The organism is Pseudomonas sp. I8001 (assembly GCF_013385345.1).
Classification (GTDB): domain Bacteria; phylum Pseudomonadota; class Gammaproteobacteria; order Pseudomonadales; family Pseudomonadaceae; genus Aquipseudomonas.
The window spans coordinates 1-26,289 of the sequence record NZ_JACAQC010000020.1 but is presented as its reverse complement, the minus strand read 5'-3'; the positions used below and the strand labels follow the sequence as shown (position 1 = coordinate 26,289).

24 protein-coding genes are annotated in these 26,289 nt (G+C 60.3%); 18 read left to right on the top strand and 6 right to left on the bottom strand.

Translation table 11 applies throughout. The features are described from left to right. Window positions 1-89 precede the first annotated feature (89 nt). On the bottom strand, window positions 90-998 hold the full coding sequence (locus tag HX839_RS15260) for an OmpA family protein (protein WP_177067271.1): 909 nt from the start codon (window positions 996-998) through the stop codon (window positions 90-92). Between the two features lie 156 nt (window positions 999-1,154). On the opposite strand from HX839_RS15260, the gene pyrC reads away from it, so the two are divergent. Together pyrC and rnt are read left to right on the top strand one after the other, a co-directional pair. Continuing rightward, complete coding sequence (pyrC, locus tag HX839_RS15255; protein WP_003208703.1) at window positions 1,155-2,201, top strand: dihydroorotase; 1,047 nt, start codon at window positions 1,155-1,157, stop codon at window positions 2,199-2,201. Next, entirely contained in the window at window positions 2,198-2,875 is a 678-nt protein-coding gene (rnt, locus tag HX839_RS15250; RefSeq protein ID WP_003208704.1) for a ribonuclease T, read from the top strand. The genes pyrC and rnt overlap by 4 nt, the downstream gene beginning before the upstream one ends. Window positions 2,876-2,939: 64 nt before the next feature. Here the strand turns inward: rnt and HX839_RS15245 are convergent, their stop codons facing one another. Beyond that, complete coding sequence (locus HX839_RS15245; protein WP_003172097.1) at window positions 2,940-3,542, bottom strand: peroxiredoxin; 603 nt, start codon at window positions 3,540-3,542, stop codon at window positions 2,940-2,942. Between the two features lie 237 nt (window positions 3,543-3,779). Here HX839_RS15245 and HX839_RS15240 point away from each other — a divergent pair, with 237 nt between their 5' ends. After that, window positions 3,780-3,998 (top strand): bacterioferritin-associated ferredoxin, encoded by a 219-nt coding sequence (locus HX839_RS15240; protein WP_003208706.1) that lies wholly within the window; start codon window positions 3,780-3,782, stop codon window positions 3,996-3,998. Window positions 3,999-4,198: 200 nt separating this feature from the next. Continuing rightward, on the top strand, window positions 4,199-4,669 hold the full coding sequence (gene bfr / locus HX839_RS15235; RefSeq protein WP_008433502.1) for a bacterioferritin: 471 nt from the start codon (window positions 4,199-4,201) through the stop codon (window positions 4,667-4,669). Between the two features lie 78 nt (window positions 4,670-4,747). On the opposite strand, the gene grxD is transcribed toward bfr, so the two are convergent. Together grxD and HX839_RS15225 are read right to left on the bottom strand one after the other, a co-directional pair. Next, window positions 4,748-5,086, bottom strand: a complete 339-nt coding sequence (gene grxD, locus HX839_RS15230) for a Grx4 family monothiol glutaredoxin (protein ID WP_003208710.1) — start codon at window positions 5,084-5,086, stop codon at window positions 4,748-4,750. A 99-nt stretch (window positions 5,087-5,185) separates the two neighbouring features. After that, the gene (locus tag HX839_RS15225; protein WP_177019253.1) at window positions 5,186-7,282 is read right to left on the bottom strand and encodes a molybdopterin oxidoreductase family protein; all 2,097 of its coding nucleotides are present in this window, start codon (window positions 7,280-7,282) and stop codon (window positions 5,186-5,188) included. A 445-nt stretch (window positions 7,283-7,727) separates the two neighbouring features. Here HX839_RS15225 and argF point away from each other — a divergent pair, with 445 nt between their 5' ends. Both argF and HX839_RS15215 read left to right on the top strand, forming a co-directional pair. Continuing rightward, entirely contained in the window at window positions 7,728-8,648 is a 921-nt protein-coding gene (gene argF / locus HX839_RS15220) for an ornithine carbamoyltransferase (protein WP_177067270.1), read from the top strand. Next, entirely contained in the window at window positions 8,645-9,754 is a 1,110-nt protein-coding gene (locus HX839_RS15215; RefSeq protein ID WP_177067269.1) for an ABC transporter ATP-binding protein, read from the top strand. Before argF ends, HX839_RS15215 begins: the two co-directional genes overlap by 4 nt. A gap of 10 nt (window positions 9,755-9,764) precedes the next feature. Here HX839_RS15215 and ybaK read toward each other — a convergent pair whose 3' ends face one another. Beyond that, complete coding sequence (ybaK, locus tag HX839_RS15210) at window positions 9,765-10,235, bottom strand: Cys-tRNA(Pro) deacylase (protein ID WP_003208718.1); 471 nt, start codon at window positions 10,233-10,235, stop codon at window positions 9,765-9,767. A 360-nt stretch (window positions 10,236-10,595) separates the two neighbouring features. Here ybaK and HX839_RS15205 point away from each other — a divergent pair, with 360 nt between their 5' ends. From HX839_RS15205 to glpD, 4 genes are all read left to right on the top strand, one after another. Continuing rightward, window positions 10,596-11,450, top strand: a complete 855-nt coding sequence (locus tag HX839_RS15205; RefSeq protein WP_008433490.1) for an MIP/aquaporin family protein — start codon at window positions 10,596-10,598, stop codon at window positions 11,448-11,450. 80 nt (window positions 11,451-11,530) lie between these two features. Further along, the gene (glpK, locus tag HX839_RS15200) at window positions 11,531-13,036 is read left to right on the top strand and encodes a glycerol kinase GlpK (RefSeq protein WP_063027424.1); all 1,506 of its coding nucleotides are present in this window, start codon (window positions 11,531-11,533) and stop codon (window positions 13,034-13,036) included. 94 nt (window positions 13,037-13,130) lie between these two features. Further along, the gene (locus HX839_RS15195; protein WP_003208723.1) at window positions 13,131-13,886 is read left to right on the top strand and encodes a DeoR/GlpR family transcriptional regulator; all 756 of its coding nucleotides are present in this window, start codon (window positions 13,131-13,133) and stop codon (window positions 13,884-13,886) included. Window positions 13,887-14,059: 173 nt separating this feature from the next. Then, a complete protein-coding gene (glpD, locus tag HX839_RS15190) occupies window positions 14,060-15,598 on the top strand; it encodes a glycerol-3-phosphate dehydrogenase (RefSeq protein WP_008433488.1) in 1,539 nt (512 codons plus the stop codon). Between the two features lie 48 nt (window positions 15,599-15,646). On the opposite strand, the gene HX839_RS15185 is transcribed toward glpD, so the two are convergent. Continuing rightward, entirely contained in the window at window positions 15,647-16,369 is a 723-nt protein-coding gene (locus HX839_RS15185; RefSeq protein ID WP_177067268.1) for a tetratricopeptide repeat protein, read from the bottom strand. A 125-nt stretch (window positions 16,370-16,494) separates the two neighbouring features. Here HX839_RS15185 and HX839_RS15180 point away from each other — a divergent pair, with 125 nt between their 5' ends. The 8 genes from HX839_RS15180 to HX839_RS15145 all read left to right on the top strand — a co-directional run bounded on the left by HX839_RS15180 (window position 16,495) and on the right by HX839_RS15145 (window position 26,213). Next, entirely contained in the window at window positions 16,495-18,819 is a 2,325-nt protein-coding gene (locus HX839_RS15180; RefSeq protein WP_177019251.1) for a TonB-dependent siderophore receptor, read from the top strand. A gap of 336 nt (window positions 18,820-19,155) precedes the next feature. Continuing rightward, entirely contained in the window at window positions 19,156-20,082 is a 927-nt protein-coding gene (locus tag HX839_RS15175; protein ID WP_008433481.1) for a glutamate/aspartate ABC transporter substrate-binding protein, read from the top strand. Between the two features lie 195 nt (window positions 20,083-20,277). Further along, entirely contained in the window at window positions 20,278-21,024 is a 747-nt protein-coding gene (locus HX839_RS15170) for an amino acid ABC transporter permease (RefSeq protein WP_083359915.1), read from the top strand. Continuing rightward, complete coding sequence (locus tag HX839_RS15165) at window positions 21,024-21,695, top strand: ABC transporter permease subunit (protein ID WP_043048812.1); 672 nt, start codon at window positions 21,024-21,026, stop codon at window positions 21,693-21,695. Before HX839_RS15170 ends, HX839_RS15165 begins: the two co-directional genes overlap by 1 nt. Next, window positions 21,692-22,426 carry an amino acid ABC transporter ATP-binding protein gene (locus tag HX839_RS15160; RefSeq protein WP_003208734.1) on the top strand — a complete coding sequence of 245 codons (735 nt, stop codon included), beginning with the start codon at window positions 21,692-21,694 and terminating at the stop codon, window positions 22,424-22,426. Before HX839_RS15165 ends, HX839_RS15160 begins: the two co-directional genes overlap by 4 nt. Window positions 22,427-22,626: 200 nt before the next feature. Continuing rightward, complete coding sequence (locus tag HX839_RS15155; RefSeq protein ID WP_003208735.1) at window positions 22,627-24,528, top strand: sensor histidine kinase; 1,902 nt, start codon at window positions 22,627-22,629, stop codon at window positions 24,526-24,528. Then, window positions 24,525-25,865 (top strand): sigma-54 dependent transcriptional regulator, encoded by a 1,341-nt coding sequence (locus tag HX839_RS15150; RefSeq protein WP_003208736.1) that lies wholly within the window; start codon window positions 24,525-24,527, stop codon window positions 25,863-25,865. Before HX839_RS15155 ends, HX839_RS15150 begins: the two co-directional genes overlap by 4 nt. 18 nt (window positions 25,866-25,883) lie before the next feature. Beyond that, complete coding sequence (locus tag HX839_RS15145; RefSeq protein WP_172834602.1) at window positions 25,884-26,213, top strand: GlpM family protein; 330 nt, start codon at window positions 25,884-25,886, stop codon at window positions 26,211-26,213. Window positions 26,214-26,289 lie beyond the last annotated feature (76 nt).

Here is a 26,289-nt window from a genome sequence, read left to right as displayed (position 1 = left end):
ACCGACCAAAACCGTGAAATTACAGAGGCGCGACAGCAAATGAAGATAAAGCGACAGATTATGTCGAGCGGGCGACGAAACGCCGCACCTTATGAGGTGGCGGCAGCGTTGCCTGGCGCCTTGGCCTGGGGCGCCGGTTTCTCGGGGGCTGCCACCCGTTCGAGCTGAATATTCACCCGGCGGTTTTTCGCCCGGTTGGCCGCGTTGGTGTTCGGCGCCAGCGGATAGCTTTCGCCATGAAAGCGCAGGGTAATCTGCGATTCCTGGATGCCATTGGCCTTGAAGTAGTCCATTACCGCCAATGCACGACGCCGTGAAACGTCGCGATTGGTCAGGCGATTGCCGCTGTTGTCGGAGTGGCCATTCAACTCGACGTGGTTAACCGTCGGGTCGGCTTTCATGAATTCGAGAATCACCGAGAGCTTTTTCCTGGCCGCCGCGTCCAGTTCGATGCCGCCACCCGGGAAACCCACCTCGGTCTGTCTGACCTGCTCGAAATTCATCGGCAGCAGCTTGGTGGTGCAGAGTTGGTAGTCGTTGTAGGCCTTGCTGAATTTCGCCGGCAGCAGGCGGATCTCGGAGTAACCGCCGTCGCGGCTATAGTGGCGCACCGTCGGGCTGCGCCCTTCGAGCAGGCCGGTAAACAAACGCCCGGCCTGGGCCTGGGAGCTGTTGAACAGCACATCGCCACTGCCGACACGCACCACCCCCAGGTTGATATCGCCACGCCCCGGCTGCCACGGCGCAGCCGCCGCCAACAGGGTTGCGGAACCGGCACCCAACGAGCCGTTAAAGGCTTTCAGGCGAAACGTCGCCTGCTCGCCGGCCCGGCGCACGAACTCGCCCGAGCCGAAATCGGTGATCGGCTGGGTCAAGCGGCACTCGAATTTATCGCCCTCCACTTTCCACTCAATATTCTCCAGACGTGTCTGGAACGTGAGGGCCATCGCGGGCAGGCTGGCGAACACACTGAGCAGGGCTAGATAATGCTGGCGCACGGGAGGCTCCACTGGTTTCTACAACACATCAAGGCGTCATACATCGTTAAGGCATACCCAGGGATATCGGTCGCATCCTGCAAAACTTGATAGCGAGTGCCTGCAAGAGTCTTTTCCGGTAGCATTCCCACCAGATTGACCCGCCTGGAATCCCCAATGTCCGACCGCCTGACCCTGCTGCGTCCCGACGACTGGCATATTCATCTTCGCGATGGTGCTGCGTTGCCCCAAACCGTGGCCGATGTAGCGCGCACGTTTGGCCGCGCCATCATCATGCCTAACCTGGTACCTCCGGTGCGTAACGCCGCGGAAGCCGACGCCTATCGCCAGCGCATTCTCGCTGCACGACCGGCCGGCAGCCGCTTCGAACCGTTGATGGTGCTGTACCTGACCGACCGCACCCAGCCCGAAGAAATTCGCCAGGCCAAAGCCAGTGGTTTCGTGCACGCCGCCAAGCTGTACCCGGCCGGCGCGACCACCAACTCCGATTCCGGCGTCACCAGTATCGACAAGATCCTGCCGGCCATCGAAGCCATGGCCGAAGTGGGCATGCCGTTGCTGATCCACGGTGAAGTCACCCGTGGCGATGTCGATGTGTTCGATCGTGAAAAGATCTTCATCGACGAGCACATGCGCCGAGTTGTCGAGCTGTTCCCGACCCTCAAGGTGGTGTTCGAGCACATCACCACCGCCGATGCCGTGCAGTTCGTCACCGAGGCTTCGGCCAACGTCGGCGCGACCATCACCGCGCATCACCTGCTGTACAACCGCAACCACATGCTGGTGGGCGGGATTCGGCCGCACTTCTATTGCCTGCCGATTCTCAAGCGCAACACGCACCAGGTAGCGCTGCTCGATGCCGCCACCAGTGGCAGCGAGAAATTTTTCCTCGGTACCGACTCTGCACCTCACGCCCAACACGCCAAGGAAGCCGCGTGTGGTTGTGCCGGGTGTTACACCGCCTATGCGGCGATCGAGTTGTATGCCGAAGCGTTCGAACAACGCAACGCCCTGGACAAGCTTGAAGGGTTCGCCAGCCTCAACGGCCCACGTTTCTATGGCCTGCCGGCGAATACCGACCGCATTACCCTGGTCCGTGAAGACTGGACCGCCCCCACCAGCCTGCCGTTTGGCGAGCTGACCGTTATCCCGCTGCGCGCCGGTGAAACACTGCGCTGGCGCCTGCTGGAGGAACACCCGTGAGTGAAGACCATTACGACGACGACCAGGAACACGGCGGCGGTGGTGGCGGTTCCCGTCACCCGATGGCCGAGCGTTTCCGTGGCTACCTGCCGGTTGTCATCGACGTAGAAACCGGCGGCTTCAATTGCGCCACTGACGCGCTGCTGGAAATCGCCGCCACGACCATCGGCATGGATGAACAGGGTTTCGTGTTCCCGGAACACACCCACTTCTTCCGCGTCGAGCCGTTCGAAGGCGCCAACATCGAAGCGGCGGCCCTGGAGTTCACCGGGATCAAGCTTGATCACCCACTGCGCATGGCCGTCAGTGAAGAAGCGGCGCTGACCGACATCTTCCGTGGCGTACGCAAGGCCCTGAAGGCCAATGGCTGCAAACGCGCGATCCTGGTGGGCCACAACAGCAGCTTCGACCTGGGCTTCCTCAACGCCGCCGTGGCGCGCCTGGACATGAAACGCAACCCGTTTCACCCGTTCTCCAGCTTCGACACTGCGACCCTGGCCGGTTTGGCCTATGGCCAGACCGTGCTGGCGAAGGCCTGCCAGGCTGCCGGTATCGACTTCGACGGTCGTGAGGCCCACTCGGCTCGCTACGACACCGAGAAGACGGCCGAGCTGTTCTGCGGCATCGTCAACCGTTGGAAACAGATGGGCGGCTGGGAAGACTTCGGCGACTGAAGCCAAATCCCGCACATAAAAAAACCGGCCTTCTCAGGCCGGTTTTTTTTGCTTCGAACGTGGCTTACAGCTTGCCAGCGTTCTCGGTCAGGTAAGCCGCAACGCCTTCTGGCGAAGCGTTCATGCCTTTGTCGCCTTTTTTCCAGTTGGCAGGGCAAACTTCACCGTGCTCTTCGTGGAATTGCAGAGCGTCGACCAGGCGGATCAGCTCTTCCATGTTACGGCCCAGCGGCAGGTCGTTGATGATCTGCGAGCGCACAACGCCCTTGTCGTCGATCAGGAACGCGCCACGGAAAGCCACGCCGCCTTCGGACTCAACGTCGTAGGCCTTGGCGATGTCGTGCTTCATGTCGGCAGCCATGGTGTATTTGACTTTGCCGATGCCGCCATCATTGATGGCGGTGTTGCGCCAGGCGTTGTGGGTGAAATGGGAGTCGATGGAAACGGCTACCACTTCAACGTTACGCGCCTTGAAATCGTCCATGCGGTGATCCAGAGCGATCAGCTCCGATGGGCAGACGAAGGTGAAGTCCAGCGGGTAGAAGAACACCAGGCCGTATTTGCCTTTGATGGCTTCAGACAGTTTGAAGCTGTCTACGATTTCGCCATTGCCGAGGACGGCGGGTACGTCGAAATCCGGGGCTTGTTTGCCGACGAGTACGCTCATTGGGTATCTCCTGATGGTGGTGACTGAAGTAAAAGGATCCGTCCCAGTGTGCCGCAGCTAAACGACAGGCCTGTGACGTGATCACGCTTCGTGAAGACCGACCATCATACCGGAAAAAAGCCGTTCGTCAGTGAAGCCGCGTGCAAACACCAAGGCTTGAGAAACTACTTTGACAATCATTCTCGTTAACATTAAGATCCGTCGCACTTAAGCCTTAAACCGCGATGGTTCTCCCTTATGTATGTCTGCCTTTGCACTGGCGTCACCGACGGACAAATCCGCGAAGCAATCTACGAAGGTTGCTGCAGCTACAAGGAAGTACGTGAAACCACCGGCGTTGCCAGCCAATGCGGCAAATGCGCCTGCCTCGCCAAGCAAGTGGTACGGGAAACCCTGACGCAGCTGCAAACTGCCCAGGCTGCGATCCCCTACTCAGCAGAATTTACACACGCTTAATCAGCGTGTTTTAAAGAACCGGACTTAGTGTCCGGTTTTTTTATGCCCGAAATTCAAACAGTTAGCGCCAAGACGCGGAACACAAACATTCTTATTCCGATTAATTTTCATTTATTATTCAATAACTTAGGTTTGACAGTAGTAAATGCGCAGCTCAAACTCCGCCTTATATACAGCTAATACAGGGCAGGACCCCAATCATGAAAGGCGACATCACAGTCATCCAGCAACTCAACAAAATCCTTGCCAATGAACTGGTCGCGATCAATCAGTACTTCCTGCATGCGCGCATGTATGACGATTGGGGCCTGGAAAAGCTGGGCAAGCGTGAATACAAAGAATCCATCAAGGCCATGAAGGACGCTGACGCGCTGATCAAGCGCATCCTGTTCCTGGAAGGCCTGCCGAACGTGCAGGACCTGGGCAAGCTGAACATCGGCGAGCACACCCAGGAAATGATCAACTGCGACCTGAACTTCGAGCGCAAGAGCCACACCGACCTGAAGGCCGCCATTGCTCATTGCGAATCCAAGGGCGACTTCGGCAGCCGTGAACTGCTGGAAGATATCCTTGAAGACCAGGAAGAACACATCGACTGGCTGGAAACCCAAATCGGCCTGATCGACAAAGTGACTATCGAGAATTACCTGCAATCGCAGATGGGTGAATAACCCTTCAATTCCCGGCCACTAAAAAGCCCCGCTCTCTTTCGAGAAGCGGGGCTTTTTATTGCCGCGGCCTAAAACAAATCAGGCTTCGGTCTTCGCAGCTGCTTTGGCCGCTGCGTCTTTGATCAGTGCCTGCAACGAACCATCAGCCGCCATTTCGGTGATGATGTCGCTACCGCCGACCAGCTCACCGGCAACCCACAGCTGCGGGAAGGTTGGCCAGTTGGCGTACTTCGGCAGGTTGGCGCGGATTTCCGGGTTCTGCAGGATATCCACGTAGGCGAACTTCTCGCCACATTGCATGATTGCCTGGGAAGCCTTTGCGGAGAAGCCACACTGGGGAGCGTTAGGGGCGCCCTTCATGTAAAGCAGAATAGTGTTGTTGGCAATCTGCTCTTTGATCGTTTCGATGATATCCATGGAACACCTCGGCTGGAACTTTCCGACTCATGGGTCGGCACGGTGGCGCATTGTAACGCAAACCCCAGCGTGACGCTCGGACTCCCCGACAGACAATCCTTACGCCGCCGCCACCTGCACCGGCACGCCGTTCAACGCTGCGTTGCCCGACAGCTCATCCAGTTGCCGCTCATCCGTCAGGTCATTCGCGCTCGCCCCCGGCTGCCCGCTGGCGATGGTCATCTGCACGCCAGGGCGGCCGTGGCCCCAACCGTGAGGCAGGCTGACCACGCCGGGCATCATGTCGAGACTGGCCAACACTTCCACCTCGATCATGCCGATCCGCGAGCTGACCCGTACCCGCTGCCCGTCAGTCAACTGGCGATGGGCAAGGTCATCCGGATGCATCAGCAGTTGATGGCGAGGCTTGCCCTTCACCAGCCGGTGGTAGTTATGCATCCAGGAGTTGTTGCTGCGCACATGCCGGCGGCCGATCAGCAGCAACTCATTCACCTCGGGCACCGGCTGCGCGGCAAAGCGCGCCAGGTCGGCAAGTATAACCGACGGTGCAGCCTGCAGATGGCCATTGGCGGTTTTCAGGCGGCCTGCGAGGTTGGGTTTCAGCGGCCCGAGGTCCAGGCCATGAGGGTGATCGGCCAGCGCGGCAATGGACAACCTGTCGCCATAAGGCCCGGCTCGCAGCCCGAAGTCGATCATCTGCGCAGGCGGCATCGTCGGTTTGAGTGTATTACCCGTCTTCTCGGCAAACGCCCGGGCCAGGCCGACGAAGATTTCCCAGTCATGCAACGCACCCTCGGGTTTCGGCAGGATGGCGCGATTGAAACGGGTGACGTTACGCACCGCGAACATATTGAAGGTGGTGTCGTAGTGATCGTTTTCCAGGGCCGAGGTGGACGGCAGGATCAGGTCGGCGTAACGCGTGGTCTCGTTGATATACAGGTCGATGCTGACCATGAACTCCAGGCCATCCAGCGCCTGCTCCAGTTGCCGGCCGTTGGGCGTGGACAACACCGGATTGCCCGCCACCGTCACCAAGGCGCGGATTTGCCCTTCACCCTCAGTGAGCATTTCTTCAGCCAGTGCCGATACCGGCAGCTCGCCCCCGTACTCGGGTCGCCCGGAAACCCGGCTTTGCCAGCGATTGAAATGCCCGCCGGAGGTGGAAGCTACCAGGTCGACTGCCGGCGTGGTGCACAAGGCCCCGCCGACTCGATCCAGATTACCGGTCACCAGGTTGATCAACTGCACCAGCCAATGGCACAGCGTGCCAAACGCCTGGGTCGATACGCCCATGCGGCCATAGCACACCGCCGCATCGGCCGCGGCGAAGTCCCGGGCCAACTGGCGGATCTGCTCGGCGGGTACCGCACATTGACGGCTCATGGCCTCGGCGGTGAATCCGGCCACGGCGTGGCGCACGTCATCCAGGCCGTCCACCGGCAGGTGACTGTCACGGGTCAGGTTCTCGGCAAACAGTGTATTGAGCAATCCGAACAACAACGCCGCATCACCGCCCGGGCGCACGAACAGATGCTGGTCGGCCATCGCCGCCGTCTCGCTGCGGCGCGGATCAACCACCACGACTTTACCGCCGCGAGCCTGGATGGCCTTCAGGCGTTTCTCCACATCCGGCACGGTCATGATGCTGCCGTTGGACGCCAACGGGTTGCCGCCGAGGATCAGCATGAAATCGGTATGGTCGATGTCCGGGATCGGCAGCAACAGGCCGTGGCCGTACATCAGGTGGCTGGTGAGGTGGTGGGGTAACTGGTCCACCGAGGTGGCGGAAAAGCGATTGCGGGTCTTCAGCTGGCCAAGGAAGTAGTTGCTATGGGTCATCAGGCCATAGTTGTGCACGCTCGGATTGCCCTGGTACACCGCCACCGCATTCTGCCCGTGACGCGTCTGAATCGCGGCCAGGCGCTCGGCTACAAGTACAAAGGCGTCTTCCCACGGGATCGGCTGCCATTCGCTGCCCACCCGCAACATGGGCTGGTGCAGGCGGTCCGGGTCATTCTGGATGTCTTGCAGGGCCACGGCCTTGGGGCAGATATGGCCACGGCTGAACGTATCCAGGGGGTCGCCCTTGATCGAGGTGATCGCCAGGCTTGCGTCTTCGCCCTGGGTGGTCTCCAGTGTGAGGCCGCAGATGGCTTCGCACAGATGGCAGGCACGGTGGTGGAGAGTCTTGGTCATGGCCAGTCTCTTTTATTGTGGGCTAGGCGCTTCGGACGAAAACTATGGCCCGCCCGGGGCAGCAGCGCCAGCAACGTTCGTCGTGTGAATCCAGGGGCATCAGGCCAGGCCATGAGGAAACATCAGGAAATGTTTCAGAAGCCTTCGGCAGCCCGCTGAAACCGACGCAGCCCGGCCTCAGCCCGCCCTCACGCATTGCAATGTGGCGCAGCGCCAGTGTACAAATGACCCGCTGCTGTCAGGAAACAGGCTTCAAAAGCGCCCTCCCCGCGTCCTTGAACTCCCCTAAAAACTGTAGCCCTATTGGTAAGACGCGACATTTAATTATAAGATCGCGCCTTCCCCTATTTCGTCGCCCCGTGCGGCTTTCGCCGCAGGTCTCGCCCGTTTTCAAAATAAACCAGGCTTTGAGTATCTGCGGTCTGTTGCAAAAAGGTAGTTAATGATGAGCGCAAGGCACTTTCTCTCCCTGATGGATTGCACGCCCGAAGAGCTGGTCAGCGTGCTCCGTCGAGGCATTGAGCTTAAAGACCTGCGTAACCGCGGCGTACTGTTCGAGCCTTTGAAAAACCGCGTGCTCGGGATGATTTTCGAGAAGTCGTCCACCCGCACCCGCGTGTCTTTCGAAGCCGGCATGATTCAGCTCGGCGGCCAGGCTATCTTCCTGTCACCTCGCGATACCCAACTGGGCCGTGGCGAGCCGATCAGCGATTGCGCGATCGTGATGTCGAGCATGCTGGATGCGGTGATGATCCGTACCTTCGCCCACAGCACCCTGACCGAATTTTCCGCCAACTCCCGAGTGCCCGTGATCAACGGCCTGTCCGATGACCTGCACCCCTGCCAGTTGCTGGCCGACATGCAAACCTTCCTCGAACAGCGCGGCTCGATCCAGGGCAAGACCGTGGCCTGGATCGGCGACGGCAACAACATGTGCAACAGCTATATAGAAGCGGCGATCCAGTTCGACTTCAAATTGCGCGTTGCCTGCCCTGAAGGCTACGAGCCGGATGCACGTTTCCTGGCCCAGGCCGGCGACCGCGTGACCATCGTCCGCGACCCGCGTGAGGCGGTCATCGGCGCACACCTGGTGAGCACCGACGTGTGGACCTCCATGGGCCAGGAAGAGGAAACCGCCAAGCGCCTCAAGCTCTTCGCCCCGTTCCAGGTCACCCGCGCCCTGCTCGACCTGGCCGCGCCGGACGTGCTGTTCATGCACTGCCTGCCCGCCCACCGTGGCGAAGAAATCAGTCTCGACCTGCTGGACGATCAACGTTCAGTAGCCTGGGCCCAGGCGGAAAACCGCCTGCACGCACAAAAAGCCCTGCTCGAGTTTCTGGTTGCGCCGGCGTACCGTCCTGCATGAGCCCGCCACTACTGCTGAACCTGCGCAATCTGGCATGCGGCTATCAAGACCAACGGGTGGTGCAGAACCTCAATCTGCACCTCAACGCCGGCGACATCGGTTGCCTGCTGGGCTCCTCGGGCTGCGGCAAGACCACCACGCTGCGAGCGATTGCCGGGTTTGAGCCGGTGCATGAAGGCGAGATCAGCCTGGCAGGCGAAGTCATTTCCAGCGCCGGTTTCACACTGGCCCCGGAGAAACGTCGGATCGGCATGGTGTTCCAGGACTACGCGCTGTTTCCACACCTCAGCGTGGCTGACAACATCGCCTTCGGCATTCGCAAGCACCCGCAAAAAGAGCGTGTGGTCGCTGAATTGCTTGAACTGGTGAACCTGAAGAACCTCGGCAAGCGCTTCCCCCACGAACTCTCGGGCGGCCAGCAGCAACGCGTCGCCCTGGCTCGCGCCCTGGCGCCGGAACCGCAATTGTTGCTGCTGGACGAACCCTTCTCCAACCTCGACGGCGAACTGCGGCGCAAACTCAGCCACGAAGTACGCGATATCCTCAAGGCGCGGGGCACCAGTGCGATTCTGGTGACCCACGACCAGGAAGAAGCCTTCGCAGTGAGTGACCATGTCGGTGTGTTCAAGGAAGGTCGCCTGGAGCAGTGGGATACGCCCTACAACCTCTATCACGAACCGCTGACACCCTTTGTCGCCAGCTTCATTGGCCAGGGTTACTTCATTCGCGGGCAGTTGAACACGCCAGAATCGGTTACCACCGAACTGGGGGAGTTGCGCGGCAATCGTGCCTACACCTGGCCAACCGGCGGCGCGGTGGATGTGTTGCTGCGCCCGGACGACATCGTTTATGCACCGGACAGCGCCTTGAAGGCGCGGATTGTCGGCAAGACGTTCCTCGGCGCGTCGACCCTGTATCGCTTGCAGCTGCCGACAGGCGCTCAGCTGGAGTCGATCTTCCCCAGCCACGCCGATCACTTGGTCGGTGCCGACGTGGGCATTCGCGTGGCAGCCGAGCACCTGGTGTTGTTCCAGGCCTCAGGCAGCACCGCAGCACAAATCCCTCAGGTTGAGTCAGGCGTTCGACGCTACAGCACCGCCTCCTGACGTCAACGCATCACGCCCGGCCAATTTCCGCGAACTTGGCCTGGGTGTGTTCGGCCAGCACTGTCGCTGCCAACTCCACCTCAAGCCCCCTTCTCCCCGCACTGATAAAAATTGTCGGAAACGACTGCGCCGTCACATCGATGAAGGTGCGCAGGCGTTTCTTCTGCCCCAGCGGGCTGATGCCGCCCAACAAGTAACCGGTGGCCCGTTGCGCCGCTGCCGGGTCTGCCATCTCGACCTTTTTTACCCCTGCCGCCTGCGCCAACGCTTTTAAATCCAAACTTCCGACGACCGGCACAACCGCCACCAGCAGTTCGGCTTTTTCACTGCTGGCCAGCAGGGTCTTGAACACCTGCGCCGGGTCCAGGCCCAATTTTTCCGCGGCCTCCAGACCATAGGACGCTGCCTTGGGGTCATGTTCGTAACTGTGAATTCGATGTTCGGCGCGAACTTTTTTCAACAGGTCCAATGCGGGCGTCATGTGGGCTCCAGGCTTGGCAAAAAGGTGAAAAAACAGACAGCCAATTCTAGGCCAACAACAAGCAAAAGGCTCTAGTCCGAAGCCCTCTGCCACGCCCTCACGCGCACCTTCCCTGCCGCTTCCCGCGCCCACGGCACGATCATTCATCACACCAATAATTACAAAATGACCGATCGTTCACTTTCGACCTTTGACAGCCGTCATTCTTGTCTATATTTTTTCGTTTACGAATACTGTAGGAATGCACCTACGGATTCACAGCAGTAAGCCGCGAACAGGATGGGGATCCTCGCCACGGTGAAAATCGCCGATTGCCCGTTGCGGCAAAACGCCAGACAACAACAAAAACAGAGGTTTTCCATGACAACTGCTCTTCAACAGCCTTCACTTTCAAGTCAATGCATGGCCGAATTCCTGGGCACTGCGTTGCTGATCTTCTTCGGTACCGGATGTGTTGCTGCGCTCAAGGTCGCGGGTGCCAGCTTTGGGTTGTGGGAAATCAGTATCATCTGGGGGATCGGCGTCAGCATGGCGATCTACCTGAGCGCCGGCATTTCCGGGGCTCACCTCAATCCGGCGGTCAGTATCGCCCTGTGCATCTTTGCCGATTTCGACAAGCGCAAACTGCCGTTCTACATCATCGCCCAGGTCGCCGGCGCCTTCTGCTCGGCCGCGTTGGTTTACACGCTCTATAGCAACCTGTTTTTCGATTACGAACAAACCCACCACATGATTCGCGGCACTCAGGCCAGCCTGGAATTGGCGTCGGTGTTCTCCACCTACCCGCATCCGCTGCTGGGCACGGCCCAGGCGTTCCTGGTGGAAATGGTCATCACCGCGATCCTGATGGGCGTGATCATGGCCCTGACCGACGACAACAATGGACTGCCCCGCGGCCCGTTGGCGCCGCTGCTGATTGGTTTGCTGATCGCCGTGATTGGCAGTGCCATGGGCCCGCTGACCGGCTTTGCGATGAACCCGGCCCGTGACTTCGGCCCCAAGCTGATGACCTTTTTCGCCGGTTGGGGTGAAATGGCTTTCACTGGCGGGCGCGACATTCCTTACTTCCTGATTCCGATCTTTGCGCCGATTGTCGGCGCCTGCCTCGGTGCTGCCGCCTATCGCGGGCTGATTGCCCGTCACCTGCCCAGCGCCGCACCTGCTACAACTGATGCAACCGAAGCGGCTGCCACCGCCAAAACCCGTACTTCCTGATGCGATAGCCTGGACCGTACTGCCCTTTTGCGGCCCAGGCTGTTTACTGACTTCCCTATTCTCCGTCCAAGGCAATCGACATGACCGACATTCAGAATAAGAACTACATCATTGCCCTCGATCAGGGCACCACCAGTTCCCGGGCGATCATCTTCGATCGTGACGCCAACGTGGTCTGCACCGCCCAGCGTGAATTCACCCAGCATTACCCGCAAGCCGGCTGGGTCGAACATGACCCGATGGAGATTTTCGCCACCCAGAGCGCGGTGATGGTCGAGGCCCTGGCACAAGCCGGCCTGCACCATGACCAGGTCGCGGCCATCGGTATCACCAACCAGCGTGAAACCACCGTGGTCTGGGACAAAATCACCGGCCGCCCGATCTACAACGCGATCGTCTGGCAATGCCGCCGCAGCACCGAGATCTGCCAGCAGCTCAAGCGCGACGGCCACGAACAATACATCAACGACACCACCGGCCTGGTCACCGACCCGTACTTCTCCGGCACCAAGCTCAAGTGGATCCTCGACAACGTCGAAGGCAGCCGCGAACGTGCGCGTAACGGCGAGCTGCTGTTCGGCACCATCGACAGCTGGCTGATCTGGAAATTTACCGGCGGCAAGACCCACGTCACCGACTACACCAACGCCTCGCGCACCATGCTCTTCAACATCCACACGCTGGAATGGGATTCGAAGATGCTGGAGATTCTCGACGTGCCGCGCGAAATGCTGCCGGAAGTGAAGTCTTCCTCGGAAATCTACGGTCGCACCAAAAGCGGTATCGCCATCGGCGGTATCGCCGGTGACCAGCAGGCGGCGCTATTTGGCCAAATGTGCGTAGAACCGGGCCAGGCGAAAAACACCTACGGCACCGGCTGCTTCCTGCTGATGAACACCGGCGACAAGGCGGTGAAATCCAAGCACGGCATGCTCACCACCATCGCCTGCGGCCCGCGTGGCGAAGTGGCCTACGCCCTGGAAGGCGCCGTGTTCAACGGCGGTTCCACCGTGCAATGGCTACGTGATGAGTTGAAGATCATCGCCGATGCCACCGACACCGAATACTTCGCCGGCAAGGTCAAGGACAGCAACGGCGTGTACCTGGTGCCAGCCTTCACCGGCCTGGGCGCTCCGTACTGGGACCCGTATGCCCGTGGTGCGCTGTTCGGCCTGACCCGTGGTGTACGCGTGGATCACATCATTCGTGCAGCCCTGGAGTCGATTGCCTACCAGACCCGCGACGTACTCGATGCCATGCAGCAGGATTCCGGCGAACGCCTCAAATCCCTGCGGGTAGACGGTGGCGCGGTCGCCAACAACTTCCTGATGCAGTTCCAGGCCGACATCCTCGGTACCCAGGTTGAACGCCCACAAATGCGCGAAACCACCGCGTTGGGCGCCGCCTACCTGGCCGGCCTGGCGTGCGGTTTCTGGGGCAGCCTGGACGAACTGCGTGGCAAGGCGGTAATCGAGCGTCAATTCGAACCGCAGCTGGAAGAAGCAGCGAAGGAAAAACTCTACGCCGGCTGGCAGAAAGCAGTCAGCCGCACCCGCGACTGGGAACCCCACGAAGGCGCTGAATAAGCCAAGCGCCGGACGCGCATAGGGTTGTAACTGGCAGGGAGCAGATTCCTGCGTCATCATGGGCCACTTTTTACGGCAGCCCAAAGGACGCACCATGAATCTGCCTCCCCGCCAGCAACAAATCCTCGAACTGGTTCGCGAACGCGGCTATGTGAGTATCGAGGAAATGGCGCAGCTCTTCGTTGTCACCCCGCAAACCATCCGCCGCGATATCAATCAACTGGCGGAAGCCAATCTGTTGCGCCGCTACCATGGCGGCGCAGCCTATGATTCCAGCGTTGAAAACACCGCGTACGCCATGCGTGCCGACCAGATGCGCGACGAAAAACAGCGCATCGGCGAAGCCATCGCCGCGCAAATCCCCGATCACGCCTCGCTGTTTATCAACATCGGTACCACCACCGAATCGATCGCGCGTGCGCTGCTTAACCACAGCCACCTGAAAATCATCACCAATAACCTCAACGTCGCCATGATGCTGAGTGCCAAAGACGACTTCGACGTACTCCTGACCGGCGGCAACGTGCGCCGGGATGGCGGTGTGGTAGGCCAGGCCAGCGTTGATTTCATCAACCAGTTCAAGGTCGATTTCGCCTTGGTGGGCATCAGCGGTATCGATGAAGACGGCAGCCTTCTGGACTTCGATTATCAGGAAGTACGGGTTTCCCAGGCGATCATTGCCAATGCGCGCAAGGTGATCCTGGCGGCGGACTCCAGCAAATTCGGGCGCAACGCCATGATTCGCCTGGGACCCATCAGTTTGATTGATTGTTTAGTCACCGATCAGCAGCCGGTCCCGGCACTGGTGCAACTGTTGAATCAGCACAAGATTCGACTGGAAGTGGTGTAAGCCTATACAGGGGGTGTCCTGCCCCCTGATGTTCACAAATTTTCCTTTGTTCGCCCTTCGATCAGTATTTTCAATCGAAGCGGGCTGGCTGTACCTGCGTTTATAAGCTACCATTTTCGCAAATGAACATTTATGTTCGAATTCCAATACGAAAAAGATTGCGAGGCCAGCCGATGAACCCTTCTACCTTGCCTGCCCCACCGCTTGCCGAAGTCTATGACGTCGCCGTTATCGGTGGCGGGATCAATGGCGTCGGGATTGCAGCAGACGCAGCCGGTCGCGGTTTGTCGGTATTCCTTTGCGAAAAGGACGACCTGGCCAGCCACACTTCCTCCGCGAGCAGCAAGCTGATCCACGGTGGCCTGCGTTACCTGGAGCATTACGAATTCCGCCTGGTGCGCGAGGCCCTGGCTGAACGTGAGGTGCTGTTGGCCAAGGCCCCGCACATCGTCAAGCAGATGCGCTTTGTATTGCCTCACCGCCCGCACCTGCGTCCGGCATGGATGATTCGCGCCGGCCTGTTCCTGTATGACCATCTGGGCAAGCGGGAAAAACTCGAAGGCTCCAAGAGCCTCAAGTTCGGCCCCGACAGCCCGCTGAAAAGCGAAATCACCAAAGGCTTCGAATACTCCGATTGCTGGGTCGACGACGCCCGCCTTGTAGTACTCAACGCCATGGCTGCGCGGGAAAAGGGTGCGCACATCCACACCCAGACCCGTTGCGTCAGCGCACACCGCAGCAAAGGCCTGTGGGAAATGAACATGGAACGTGCCGACGGCAGCCTGTTCTCGATCCGCGCCCGAGCGCTGGTGAACGCCGCCGGCCCGTGGGTGGCCAAGTTCATCAAGGATGACTTGAAGCTGGATTCGCCCTACGGCATCCGTCTGATCCAGGGCAGCCACCTGATCGTACCGAAGCTGTATGAAGGCGCCCACGCGCACATCCTGCAGAACGAAGACCAGCGTATCGTCTTCACCATTCCGTACCTGAATCACCTGACCATCATCGGCACCACCGACCGCGAATACACCGGCGACCCGGCGAAAGTGGCGATTACCGAAGGTGAAACCGACTACATGCTCAACGTGGTCAACGCGCACTTCAAGAAACAACTGAGCCGCGATGACATCGTGCACACCTATTCCGGCGTGCGCCCGCTGTGCAACGACGAGTCCGACAACCCGTCGGCCGTGACCCGCGACTACACCCTGGCGCTGTCCGGCACCTCGGGCGAGGCGCCGTTGCTGTCGGTGTTCGGCGGCAAGCTGACCACCTACCGCAAGCTGGCCGAATCGGCGATGGCACAACTGGCGCCTTACTTCACGCAGATGCGCCCAAGCTGGACGGCTACAGCCACCCTGCCCGGCGGCGAAAACATGAGCACGCCAGAAGCCCTGGCCGATGCAATCCGTAGCAAATACGACTGGGTGCCGAGCGAGATTGCCCGTCGCTGGTCCACCACTTACGGCAGCCGCACCTGGCGCCTGCTGGAAGGCGTGCAATCGCTGGCGGACATGGGTGACCACCTCGGTGGCGGCCTGTACACCCGCGAAGTCGATTACCTGTGCGCTGAAGAATGGGCCACTCAGCCCCAGGACATCCTGTGGCGCCGCAGCAAGCTGGGCCTGTTCACCACGCCGCAGGAGCAGGAGAACGTGCAGCGTTACCTGTCCAAGGTTGAGCACAACCGCGGCAAGATCGAAGCGGCCTGATCAGCCCGACGTAAAAAAGCCCCTGCACCGAAAGGTCCAGGGGCTTTTTCATGCCTGCAGATGACGCTGATAGCGCAGGCCCATTTCACGAATCCCGCTGAAGGCAGAACCCAGCAACACGGGATAAGCCGCCTGCAAAAAGCCTGGCGTGGCCGTCGCGAGAGCCCGCTCCAACCATAGGCAGGCCTGCACTTCGTCGCCGTCGTGAGCCAGCTCCGCAGCATGGTTGTATTGCCCGCGGAAATCCCCGGCCTCGGCTGAGCGCTGATACCACTGGCGCGCCAGTTGAACATCCTTGGGCACCACCACGCCTTCATGGTGGAACCGACCCAACAGGTTCATCGACTTGGCGTGCCCCTTGGCCGCAGCCTGGCGGAAGAGTTCATATGCCGCGACAAGGTCACGCTCCACACCACGGCCACGCGTCAGCAACTGGCCGTAGTTATACAAACCCCAATCCAGCCCCAGATCGGCGGCCTTGCGGTAATGCCGCGCACTGTCTTCCAAGTCGACCTCGCAGCCCCAGCCATTCTCCAGGCAGCGCCCGATCATGTTGATCGCCATGGGGTGACGCTGCCGCGCAGCGATGCGAAACCAGCTCAACCCCTGCGCCTCATCCTTCTGCACGCCACGACCGTCGAGCAGCAGCTGGGCCAGGGTCGCCTGTGCGTCGGCATCTCCCAGCTGTGCCGCATGCATCACCCAGCGCACATAGGCACGCGGGTTATCACCGATATCCGAGGGCTCGCTGCCTGGCTGTGCGCTCTGCATTCCTGCCCCGAGTAGCGATCAAGGACCGCAAAAAGTTTCATGATTTATTTGGTTACAAAGTATTACATTTGAGATCGCTTATCAATTACGATCGCATCTCACTAACACTAACAAGAGATTACTCAATGGCTACCGGCATCAGTTCTGCCCCCCTCTCATCGCGGCATTTGCTCGCGTCGGCAGTGGGCCTGGCAGTGGCTGCGCAAGGAGGATTCAGTTACGCGGCGGAGCCCGCACCAGAAGACAACACAGGGGTCATCCAACTCGGCGCGACCAGCATCGAAGGCCAGGCCCCGAGCCAGAGCGTCTACAACCCTGTGGCGCCTTCTTCCCCCAAGTACACCGAGCCATTGCGCGACACGCCGCAGACCATCACGGTGGTGCCCAAGGAAGTCATTCATGACCAGAACCTGCTGACCCTGCGCGACGTGCTCAGCACCGTGCCGGGGATCACCTTCGGTGCCGGCGAAGGCGGCAGCGGGTATGGCGACAGCATCAACCTGCGCGGCTTCTCCGCCAGCGGCGACATCTACGTAGACGGCGTGCGTGACAGCGCGCAGTACAGCCGAACCGACCCGTTCAACCTGGAGCAGGTCGAAGTCGTCAGCGGCGCAAGTTCGGTGTATTCCGGCTCCGGCGCGGTCGGTGGCACCATCAACCTGGTGAGCAAACAGCCGGAATTACGCGACAAAACCACCATCAGTGCGGGCATCGGCACCGATAACTACAAGCGCACCACCCTGGACACCAACCAGACGCTGAACGACACCACCGCGTTCCGCCTGAACCTGATGGCCCATGGTAACGACGTGCCTGGCCGCGATTATGAAGATTACGAACGCTGGGGCATCGCGCCCTCCATCGCGTTTGGCCTGGGCACGCCGACACGTGTCACCGTCAGTTATGAGCACCAGAAAGACGACAACACACCGCAATACGGTATCCCGATCTACAACGGCAAGCCCATGCCGGGCGTGGGTTGGAGTGACTACTACGGCTACCACAACATCAATGACCAGCAAATCACCTCGGACTCGTTCAGCCTGAAGCTCGAACACGACTTCAACGACGCCGTGTCCGTGCGCAACTTCACCCGCGTCGAGCGGGTGCGCCAGGACCTGCGCGCCTCAGGCCCCGAAGGTGCATTGACCGGCTGTCTGGCCAGCGGCACCCAGATCACCGGCGCCCCTTGCGCCGCAGGCCTGCAGCCGGGCTACTTCCAGCCAAGCGGCGGCTCACTGGGTAACGAGCGCAACACCCAGAACAAGATGTTCACCAACCAGACCGACGTCACCAGCCACTTCAGCACCGGGTTCATCGACCACACGCTGGTGACCGGCATCGCCATCAGCCGCGAGGAATACGAGGCGGATACCGGTAAATGGCTGACCAACGCCAACGGCAGCACCATCGTCCCACCACCGGTCAGCTACAGCGACCCGAACTCCGAATGGTCCGGCCCCGTCAACTTCACCCGGGCCGCCCACATTGACGGCGCGCTGAACAACCGCGCCGCCTATGCCTTCGACACGCTCAAGCTCAACCCACAGTGGGAAATCAACGGCGGCCTGCGTTACGAGCACAACGCCGGCAGCTCGGTGACCAATGCCTATTCCAGCACTGGCGTGGAAACGCCCGGCACTCGCTACGGCCAGGCGGATGACCTGACCTCCTACCGCCTGGCGCTGGTCTACAAACCGGTGGAAAACGGCAGCTTCTATATCGCCTACGGCAACAGCAAGACGCCGTCCCAGGCCAGCGTCAATGGGGGTTGCTACACCCCGGCCAAAAGCTCAAGCATCGCCACCAACAACTGCGATGTTTCCCCGGAAACCGCCGTCAGCTATGAGATCGGCACCAAGTGGGACCTGCTCGACAATGCCCTCTCGCTGACGGGCGCGATCTTCCGCAATGACCGCACCAACTATAAAGTCGCCGACAATGACCCGAGCAACCTGAGCGGCACCCAGACCCTCGACGGCAAGGCACGTGCAGACGGTGTGGCGCTGGGCCTGAGCGGCCAACTTACTGACCGCTGGAAAGTCTTCGCCAACTACACCTACCTGAACACTCGTGTGCTGCGCAGCGCCAGCGATTACACCCTGGCGACCACCGGCATCGACGTGCAGAAAGGCGAGCCGCTGACCTTCACCCCCAAACATGCAGCCAGCATCTGGACGGTGTACGACCTGCCCTACGACTTCCAGGTGGGCTACGGCATCACGGCGCAAACCAAGCAGTACCTGGTCAGCGCGGCCAACTCGCCGACTTCGCCCGGCTATGCGGTGCAGCGTGCGATGCTCGGTTACAAGGTCAACAAACAGTTGAACCTGCAGTTGAACGTCAACAACCTGTTCGACAAGGAGTACCTCACCCGTATCCGCAACAACGGTTGGGCAGTGCCCGGCGATGGCCGCGCGGCAGTGGTGTCGGCCGACTACACGTTCTGACAGAGCCACACCCAAAAGCTCCGGGAGCCACACTCCCGGGGCTTTTTCATGGGCGATACAGGCCCACGCCGCCATTCGGTTTTCCGAACGCCATAGCTCAACCTATTCGGTTTGCCGGACCAAAACAGGAGAAAAAACCTGTAACACAAAGTTAATATCTATATAAATCATATGGTTAACCTTTTATTTCTGGTCTGGCACGACTCATGCTCTACACTCGTAGGCGATTGCCTGAGGCGCCTCAGGAGCCGTCACAGGCTTTCGCAGTACTGTTTATATAAAAACGTGGCCGTCCCAACCGGTCTCATAAAAAAAACAAATGTCGAGGAAGTATTGATGCGCATCGTTCCCCATATCCTGGGCGCAGCTATCGCTGCTGCTCTGATCAGCACTCCAGTTTTCGCCGCCGAACTCACCGGCACACTGAAGAAAATCAACGACTCCGGCACGATCACTCTCGCTCACCGCGACAGCTCCATTCCGTTTTCCTATATCGCGGATGGTTCGGGCAAACCCGTGGGCTACTCCCACGACATTCAGCTGGCTATCGTTGAAGCCCTGAAAAAAGACCTGAACAAACCCGACCTGAAGACCAAGTACAACCTGGTCACCTCGCAAACCCGTATCCCGCTGATCCAGAACGGCACCGCGGATATCGAGTGCGGCTCCACCACCAACAACGCCGAACGCGCCCAGCAGGTTGACTTCACCGTCAATATCTTCGAAATCGGCACCCGCCTGCTGGTCAAGAAAGACAAGGAAGGCAAGCCGTCCTACAGCGATTTCGCCGACCTGAAAGGCAAGAACGTCGTGACCACCGCCGGCACCACGTCCGAGCGCATCATCAAGGCGATGAACGCCGACAAGCAGATGGGCATGAACGTCATCTCCGCCAAGGACCACGGCGAATCCTTCCAGATGCTGGAAAGCGGCCGCGCCGTTGCCTTCATGATGGACGACGCCCTGCTGGCCGGTGAAGAAGCCAAGGCCAAGAAGCCGGACGACTGGGTCATCACCGGTACTCCACAGTCCTTCGAAGCCTACGCCTGCATGGTTCGCAAAGACGACCCAGCCTTCAAGAAGGCCGTGGATGATGCGATCGTCGGCCTGTACAAGTCCGGCGAGATCAACAAGATCTACAGCAAGTGGTTCGAGAGCCCGATTCCACCAAAAGGCCTGAACCTCAACTTCCCGATGAGCGACAAGGTCAAGGATCTGATCGCCAACCCAAGCGACAAGCCAGCGCCTGACGTAAAAATCTGATACCTGACTAAGCTTATGTCCTGAGGGAGCCAACCCTCCCTCAGGCGTCTGTTGCTACCTGCTGGCTTTAATTTTGGAACACTCGACCTGGCGGTTTTCGAGCCGATCGCGTGTGCCTGGCGTTCACCGTCGGGCGGGAAAGGATCTTCCCCAAGCGGGTGCTTGTACATCGATCGATCTCGAGGGGAGACCCTAATGAATTACAACTGGGACTGGGGCGTGTTCTTCAAGTCCACCGGCGTGGGCAGCGAGACTTATCTCGACTGGTACATCGCCGGCTTGGGCTGGACCATTGCCATCGCCGTCGTGGCATGGATCATCGCCTTGCTGCTGGGGTCCATTCTGGGCGTCATGCGCACCGTGCCAAACCGCATCGTATCGGGCATCGCGACCTGCTACGTGGAACTGTTTCGCAACGTACCGCTGCTGGTTCAGCTGTTCATCTGGTATTTCCTGATACCCGACCTGCTGCCGCAGAACCTGCAGGACTGGTACAAACAAGACCTCAACCCGACCACCTCGGCCTACCTGAGCGTTGTGGTGTGCCTGGGCCTGTTCACCGCCGCCCGTGTGTGCGAACAAGTGCGTACCGGCATCCAGGCGCTGCCACGGGGCCAGGAATCCGCCGCACGCGCCATGGGCTTCAAGCTGCCGCAGATCTACTGGAACGTGCTGCTGCCCCAGGCCTACCGCATCATCATTCCGCCGCTTACCTCGGAATTCCTCAACGTCTTCAAGAACTCCTCCGTGGCGTCCCTGATCGGCTTGATGGAACTGCTGGCGCAAACCAAACAGACCGCCGAGTTCTCGGCCAACCTGTTCGAGGCCTTCACCCTGGCCACGCTGATCTATTTCACCCTGAACATGAGCCTGATGCTGCTGATGCGCGTGATCGAGAAGAAAGTCGCCGTGCCCGGCCTGATCTCCGTGGGGGGTAAATAATGGAATTCGATTTCAGTGGCATCATCCCCGCCATCCCGGGCCTGTGGAACGGCATGGTCATGACCTTGCAGTTGATGGTCATGGGCGTGGTCGGCGGTATCATCCTGGGTACGATCCTCGCGCTGATGCGCCTGTCGTCCAGCAAACTGCTGTCGCGCCTGGCCGGCGCCTACGTGAACTACTTCCGCTCGATCCCGCTGCTGCTGGTGATCACCTGGTTCTACCTGGCGGTGCCGTTCGTGCTGCGCTGGATCACCGGCGAAGACACCCCGATCGGCGCGTTCACCTCCTGCGTCGTGGCCTTCATGATGTTCGAGGCGGCGTACTTCTGTGAAATCGTGCGGGCCGGCGTGCAGTCGATCCCCAAGGGCCAGATGGCCGCGGCGCAAGCGATGGGCATGACCTACGGCCAGACCATGCGCCTGATCATCCTGCCCCAGGCGTTCCGCAAGATGACCCCGTTGCTGCTGCAACAGTCGATCATCCTGTTCCAGGACACCTCGCTGGTCTACACCGTGGGCCTGGTGGATTTCCTCAACTCCGCCCGCTCCAACGGCGACATCATCGGCCGCTCCAATGAGTTCCTGATCTTCGCCGGTGTCGTCTACTTCATCATCAGCTTTTCCGCCTCGCTGCTGGTCAAGCGTCTGCAAAAAAGGTTTGCCGTATGATCTCTATCAAGAATATCAACAAGTGGTATGGCGACTTCCAGGTGCTGACCGATTGCAGCACCGAGGTTAAAAAAGGCGAAGTGATCGTGGTGTGCGGGCCGTCCGGCTCGGGCAAATCGACCCTGATCAAGTGCGTCAACGCCCTGGAACCGTTCCAGAAAGGCGACGTGGTGGTCGATGGCACCTCCATTGCCGACCCGAAGACCAACCTGCCGAAACTGCGCTCGCGCGTTGGCATGGTGTTCCAGCACTTCGAGCTGTTTCCGCACCTGACCATCACCGAAAACCTGACCATCGCGCAGATCAAGGTATTGGGCCGCAGCAAGGAAGAAGCCACCAAGAAGGGCCTGCAACTGCTGGAGCGCGTCGGCCTGTCGGCTCACGCCCACAAGCACCCGGGCCAGCTTTCCGGCGGCCAGCAACAGCGTGTGGCGATTGCCCGTGCGCTGGCGATGGACCCGATCGTCATGCTGTTCGACGAACCGACCTCGGCCCTCGACCCGGAAATGGTCAACGAAGTGCTCGACGTGATGGTGCAGTTGGCCCAGGAAGGCATGACCATGATGTGCGTGACCCACGAAATGGGTTTCGCCCGCAAGGTAGCCGACCGGGTGATCTTCATGGACGCCGGCAAGATCATCGAAGACTGCCCGAAAGAGGAATTCTTCGGCGACATCAGCGCCCGCTCCGAGCGTGCGCAGCACTTCCTCGAGAAAATCCTGCAGCACTAAAAGCACCACTGCTCCCCAGTGAAAACCGGGCTTGGGTGGGAGCTGGCTTGTGTGGGAGCCGGGCTTGCCCGCGATGCAGGCGCCTCGATGTGTCAGTTACACCGAGGTGATGCAATCGCAGGCAAGCCAGCTCCCACACAAGCCTGCTCCCACACGTGACCGCGCAAGCTGGCAGCTCTGGTTGACCCAAGGCATCTGTGATGAAATGCGACCCCAACCTCTTTCGCGCCGCGCCGCCATCACTTGCCGTGAAGCCTCGTCTGATTCGCCAATTGTTCCTGCCGCCGCTGATCATCGCCCTGATGATCGGACTGGGTTACGTCGGCTTCTGGATCAGCGAGTTCTATGGGATCCGCACCCTCAGCGATACCGGCGAACGCCAACTGGAATTGCACGCCCGCACCGTCGAGAGCGAACTCAGCAAATACACCTACCTGCCCAGTCTCCTGGAGCTGGAATCCAGCGTCTCCAGGCTGTTGGCCGACCCGAATCAAGAAACCCGCAAAACCGTCAACGACTACCTCGAAGGCCTGAACCGGCGCAGTCGCAGCCGGGCGATCTACGTGATGGACACCACCGGCCGTGTGCTGGCGACCAGCAACTGGCGCGATGCCGACAGTTACCAGGGTGAAGACCTGTCCTTCCGTGCCTATTTCCAGAATGCCGTGCGCGGCCAGCCCGGCCGGTTCTACGGCATCGGCAGCACCAACGGCGAACCCGGCTATTACCTGGCCCATGGTCTGGAAGAGCACGGCAAGATCATCGGCGTCGCCGTGGTCAAGGTACGTCTGGAAGCGCTGGAAGAGCGCTGGCAGCGGGCGCGCCTGGAGGCCTTCGTCAGTGACGAGAATGGCATCATCATTCTCTCCAGCGACCCGGCCCGTCGCCTCAAGTCCGTGCGGCCATTGAGCGATGACACCAAGGACCGCCTTGCCCACAGCCTGCAATACTACTGGGCGACGCTCAACGAGCTGGAACCACTGGCCCGCGAGCGCCTCAACGAAGGCACCGAGAAGTTGACCTTCCCGGCCAACAGCGAAGTGGTGGCCGACGAGCATGAGGTCAGCTACCTGGCCCAGACCCGCCCGCTGAACGACACCCCCTGGAATTTCACCCTGCTCACCCCGCTGAACGACCTGCGCCGGGCCGCCATCAACCAGGGCATACTGGTGGCCGTAGCCTTTGCGCTGGTGGCATTCCTGCTGATTGCCTGGAACGAGCGCCGCAAGGTGATTGCCACCCGCCTCGCCGCCCGGGAAGCCCTGCAGGAAGCCAATAACCAGCTGGAGCGACGGATTGCCGAACGCACCACCGACCTGCGGGCCAGCAACGAGCGGCTCAAGAGCCAGATTCGCGAGCGGCGCCAGGCCGAGGAAACCTTGCGCCGGGCCCAGGACGAGCTGGTGCAGGCCGGCAAACTCGCGGCCATCGGCCAGATGTCCACCAGCATCGCCCATGAATTGAACCAGCCACTGGCCGCCCTGCGTACCCTGTCGGGCAACACCGTGCGCTTCCTTGAGCGTGGGGCGCTGGACACCGCCAGTGCTAACCTCAAGACCATCAACGAACTGATCGACCGCATGGGTCGCATCACCGCCAGCCTGCGCTCCTTTGCCCGGCGTGGCGATGACCAGGGCGAAGCCAATCTGGGCAAGGCGGTGGACGCTACGTTCCAGATCCTCGGCAGTCGCCTGGAGACCCTGCCGCTGACGGTGCACCGCCACTTCAGCAGCGCGCAGTTGCAGATCGACCAGACACGCCTGGAGCAGATCCTGGTCAACCTGATGGGCAACGCCCTGGATGCGATGCAGGCGCAACCGGCCCCCGAACTGTGGCTGGAAGGCGACATCGCCGACGGCAAATATCGCCTGCGGGTGCGCGATAACGGCCACGGGATTGATCCCGAGACCCGCAAGCATTTGTTCGAACCGTTCTTTACCACCAAACCCGGCGAACAAGGCCTGGGCCTCGGCCTGACGCTGTCGGCCAGCCTCGCGGCGGCGACCGGCGGCAACCTCGCCGTCGAGCATCCGGCCAGCGGTGGTACTGCCTTTGTCCTGAGTTTGCCGCTGGCGAGCCCTCAACAAGTCGAGTCGAAATGAACGCAGAAAAAACCACCGACCTGACCGTCCTGATCGTCGAAGACGACCCCCATGTATTGCTCGGCTGCCAGCAAGCCCTGGCCCTGGAAGACATTCCCAGCGTGGGCGTGGGCAGTGCCGAAGAAGCCCTGACCCTCGTCGGTGAAAACTTCGCCGGCATCGTCATCAGCGATATTCGCCTGCCGGGCATCGACGGCCTGGAGTTGCTGACCCGGCTCAAGGCCCTGGATAAAAGCCTGCCGGTGGTGCTGATCACCGGCCATGGCGATATCTCCATGGCCGTGGGCGCGATGCGCAACGGCGCCTATGACTTCATGGAGAAACCCTTCTCTCCCGAGCGCCTGGTGGACGTAGCCCGCCGCGCCCTGGAACAACGCGGTTTGGCCCGGGAAGTCTGGTCGCTGCGCCGGCAACTGGCCGAGCGCGATTCGCTGGAAGGCCGGATCATCGGCCGCTCCCCGGCCATGCAGAACCTGCGGGAATTGATCGCCAACGTCGCCGACACCTCGGCCAACGTGTTGATCGAGGGCGAGACCGGCACCGGCAAGGAATTGGTCGCGCGCTGCCTGCACGATTTCAGCCGGCGCCACTCCCACCAGTTCGTCGCCTTGAACTGCGGCGGCCTGCCCGAGAACCTGTTCGAAAGCGAAATCTTCGGCCACGAAGCCAACGCGTTCACCGGTGCCGGCAAGCGCCGCATCGGCAAGATCGAACACGCCCACGAAGGCACGCTGTTCCTCGACGAAGTGGAAAGCATGCCGATGAACCTGCAGATCAAGCTGCTGCGGGTGTTGCAGGAACGCACCCTGGAACGCCTGGGTTCGAACCAGAGCGTGGCGGTGGATTGCCGGGTGATCGCCGCGACCAAGTCCGACCTCGACGACCTGAGCCGCGCCAACCAGTTTCGCAGCGACCTGTACTACCGCCTCAACGTGGTGACCCTGGAACTGCCGCCGCTGCGTGAACGCCGCGAAGACATCCTGCAGTTGTTCGAACACTTCCTGCAGCAGTCGTCGCTGCGTTTCGACCGCACCGCGCCGGACCTCGACAACCAGACCCTGTCCAGCCTGATGAGCCATGACTGGCCGGGCAACGTGCGTGAACTGCGCAACGTGGCCGAGCGGTTTGCCCTCGGTTTGCCGGCGTTCAAGAAGAGCGGCGCCAGCAGCGGCAACCATGGGCTGGCCTTTACCGAAGCGGTGGAGGCGTTCGAGCGCAACCTGCTCAACGATGCCTTGCAACGCAGCGGCGGCAACCTGACCCAGGCCAGCCAGGAACTGGGGATGGCCAAGACCACGTTGTTCGACAAGGTCAAGAAGTACGGGCTGAGCCACTAGGAGCGCATTGTGGATTTATTGTTGAAGGCGGCATTGGGTGCGGGGGTGGTGCTGATTCTGGCGGCGCTGGCCAAGACCAAGAACTACTACATTGCAGGGTTGGTGCCGCTGTTTCCGACGTTCGCGTTGATTGCGCATTACATTGTCGGCAAGGGTCGGTCGGTGGAGGATCTGAAGACCACGATCGTGTTCGGGATGTGGTCGATCATTCCGTACTTTGTGTACCTGGCGACGTTGTATGTGATGGTTGACCGGATGCGTCTGGAGGCTTCGCTGGCGGTGGCGGCGGTGGCATGGTTGATGGCGGCTACGATTTTGGTCAGCGTGTGGGTCCGGGTACACGCCTGACATACACCTATCAAAGATGCGGAGCCGGGTGGGTGTGTATATCCGTTATTTAGGTAACGGCCGCTATTGGTTCCGC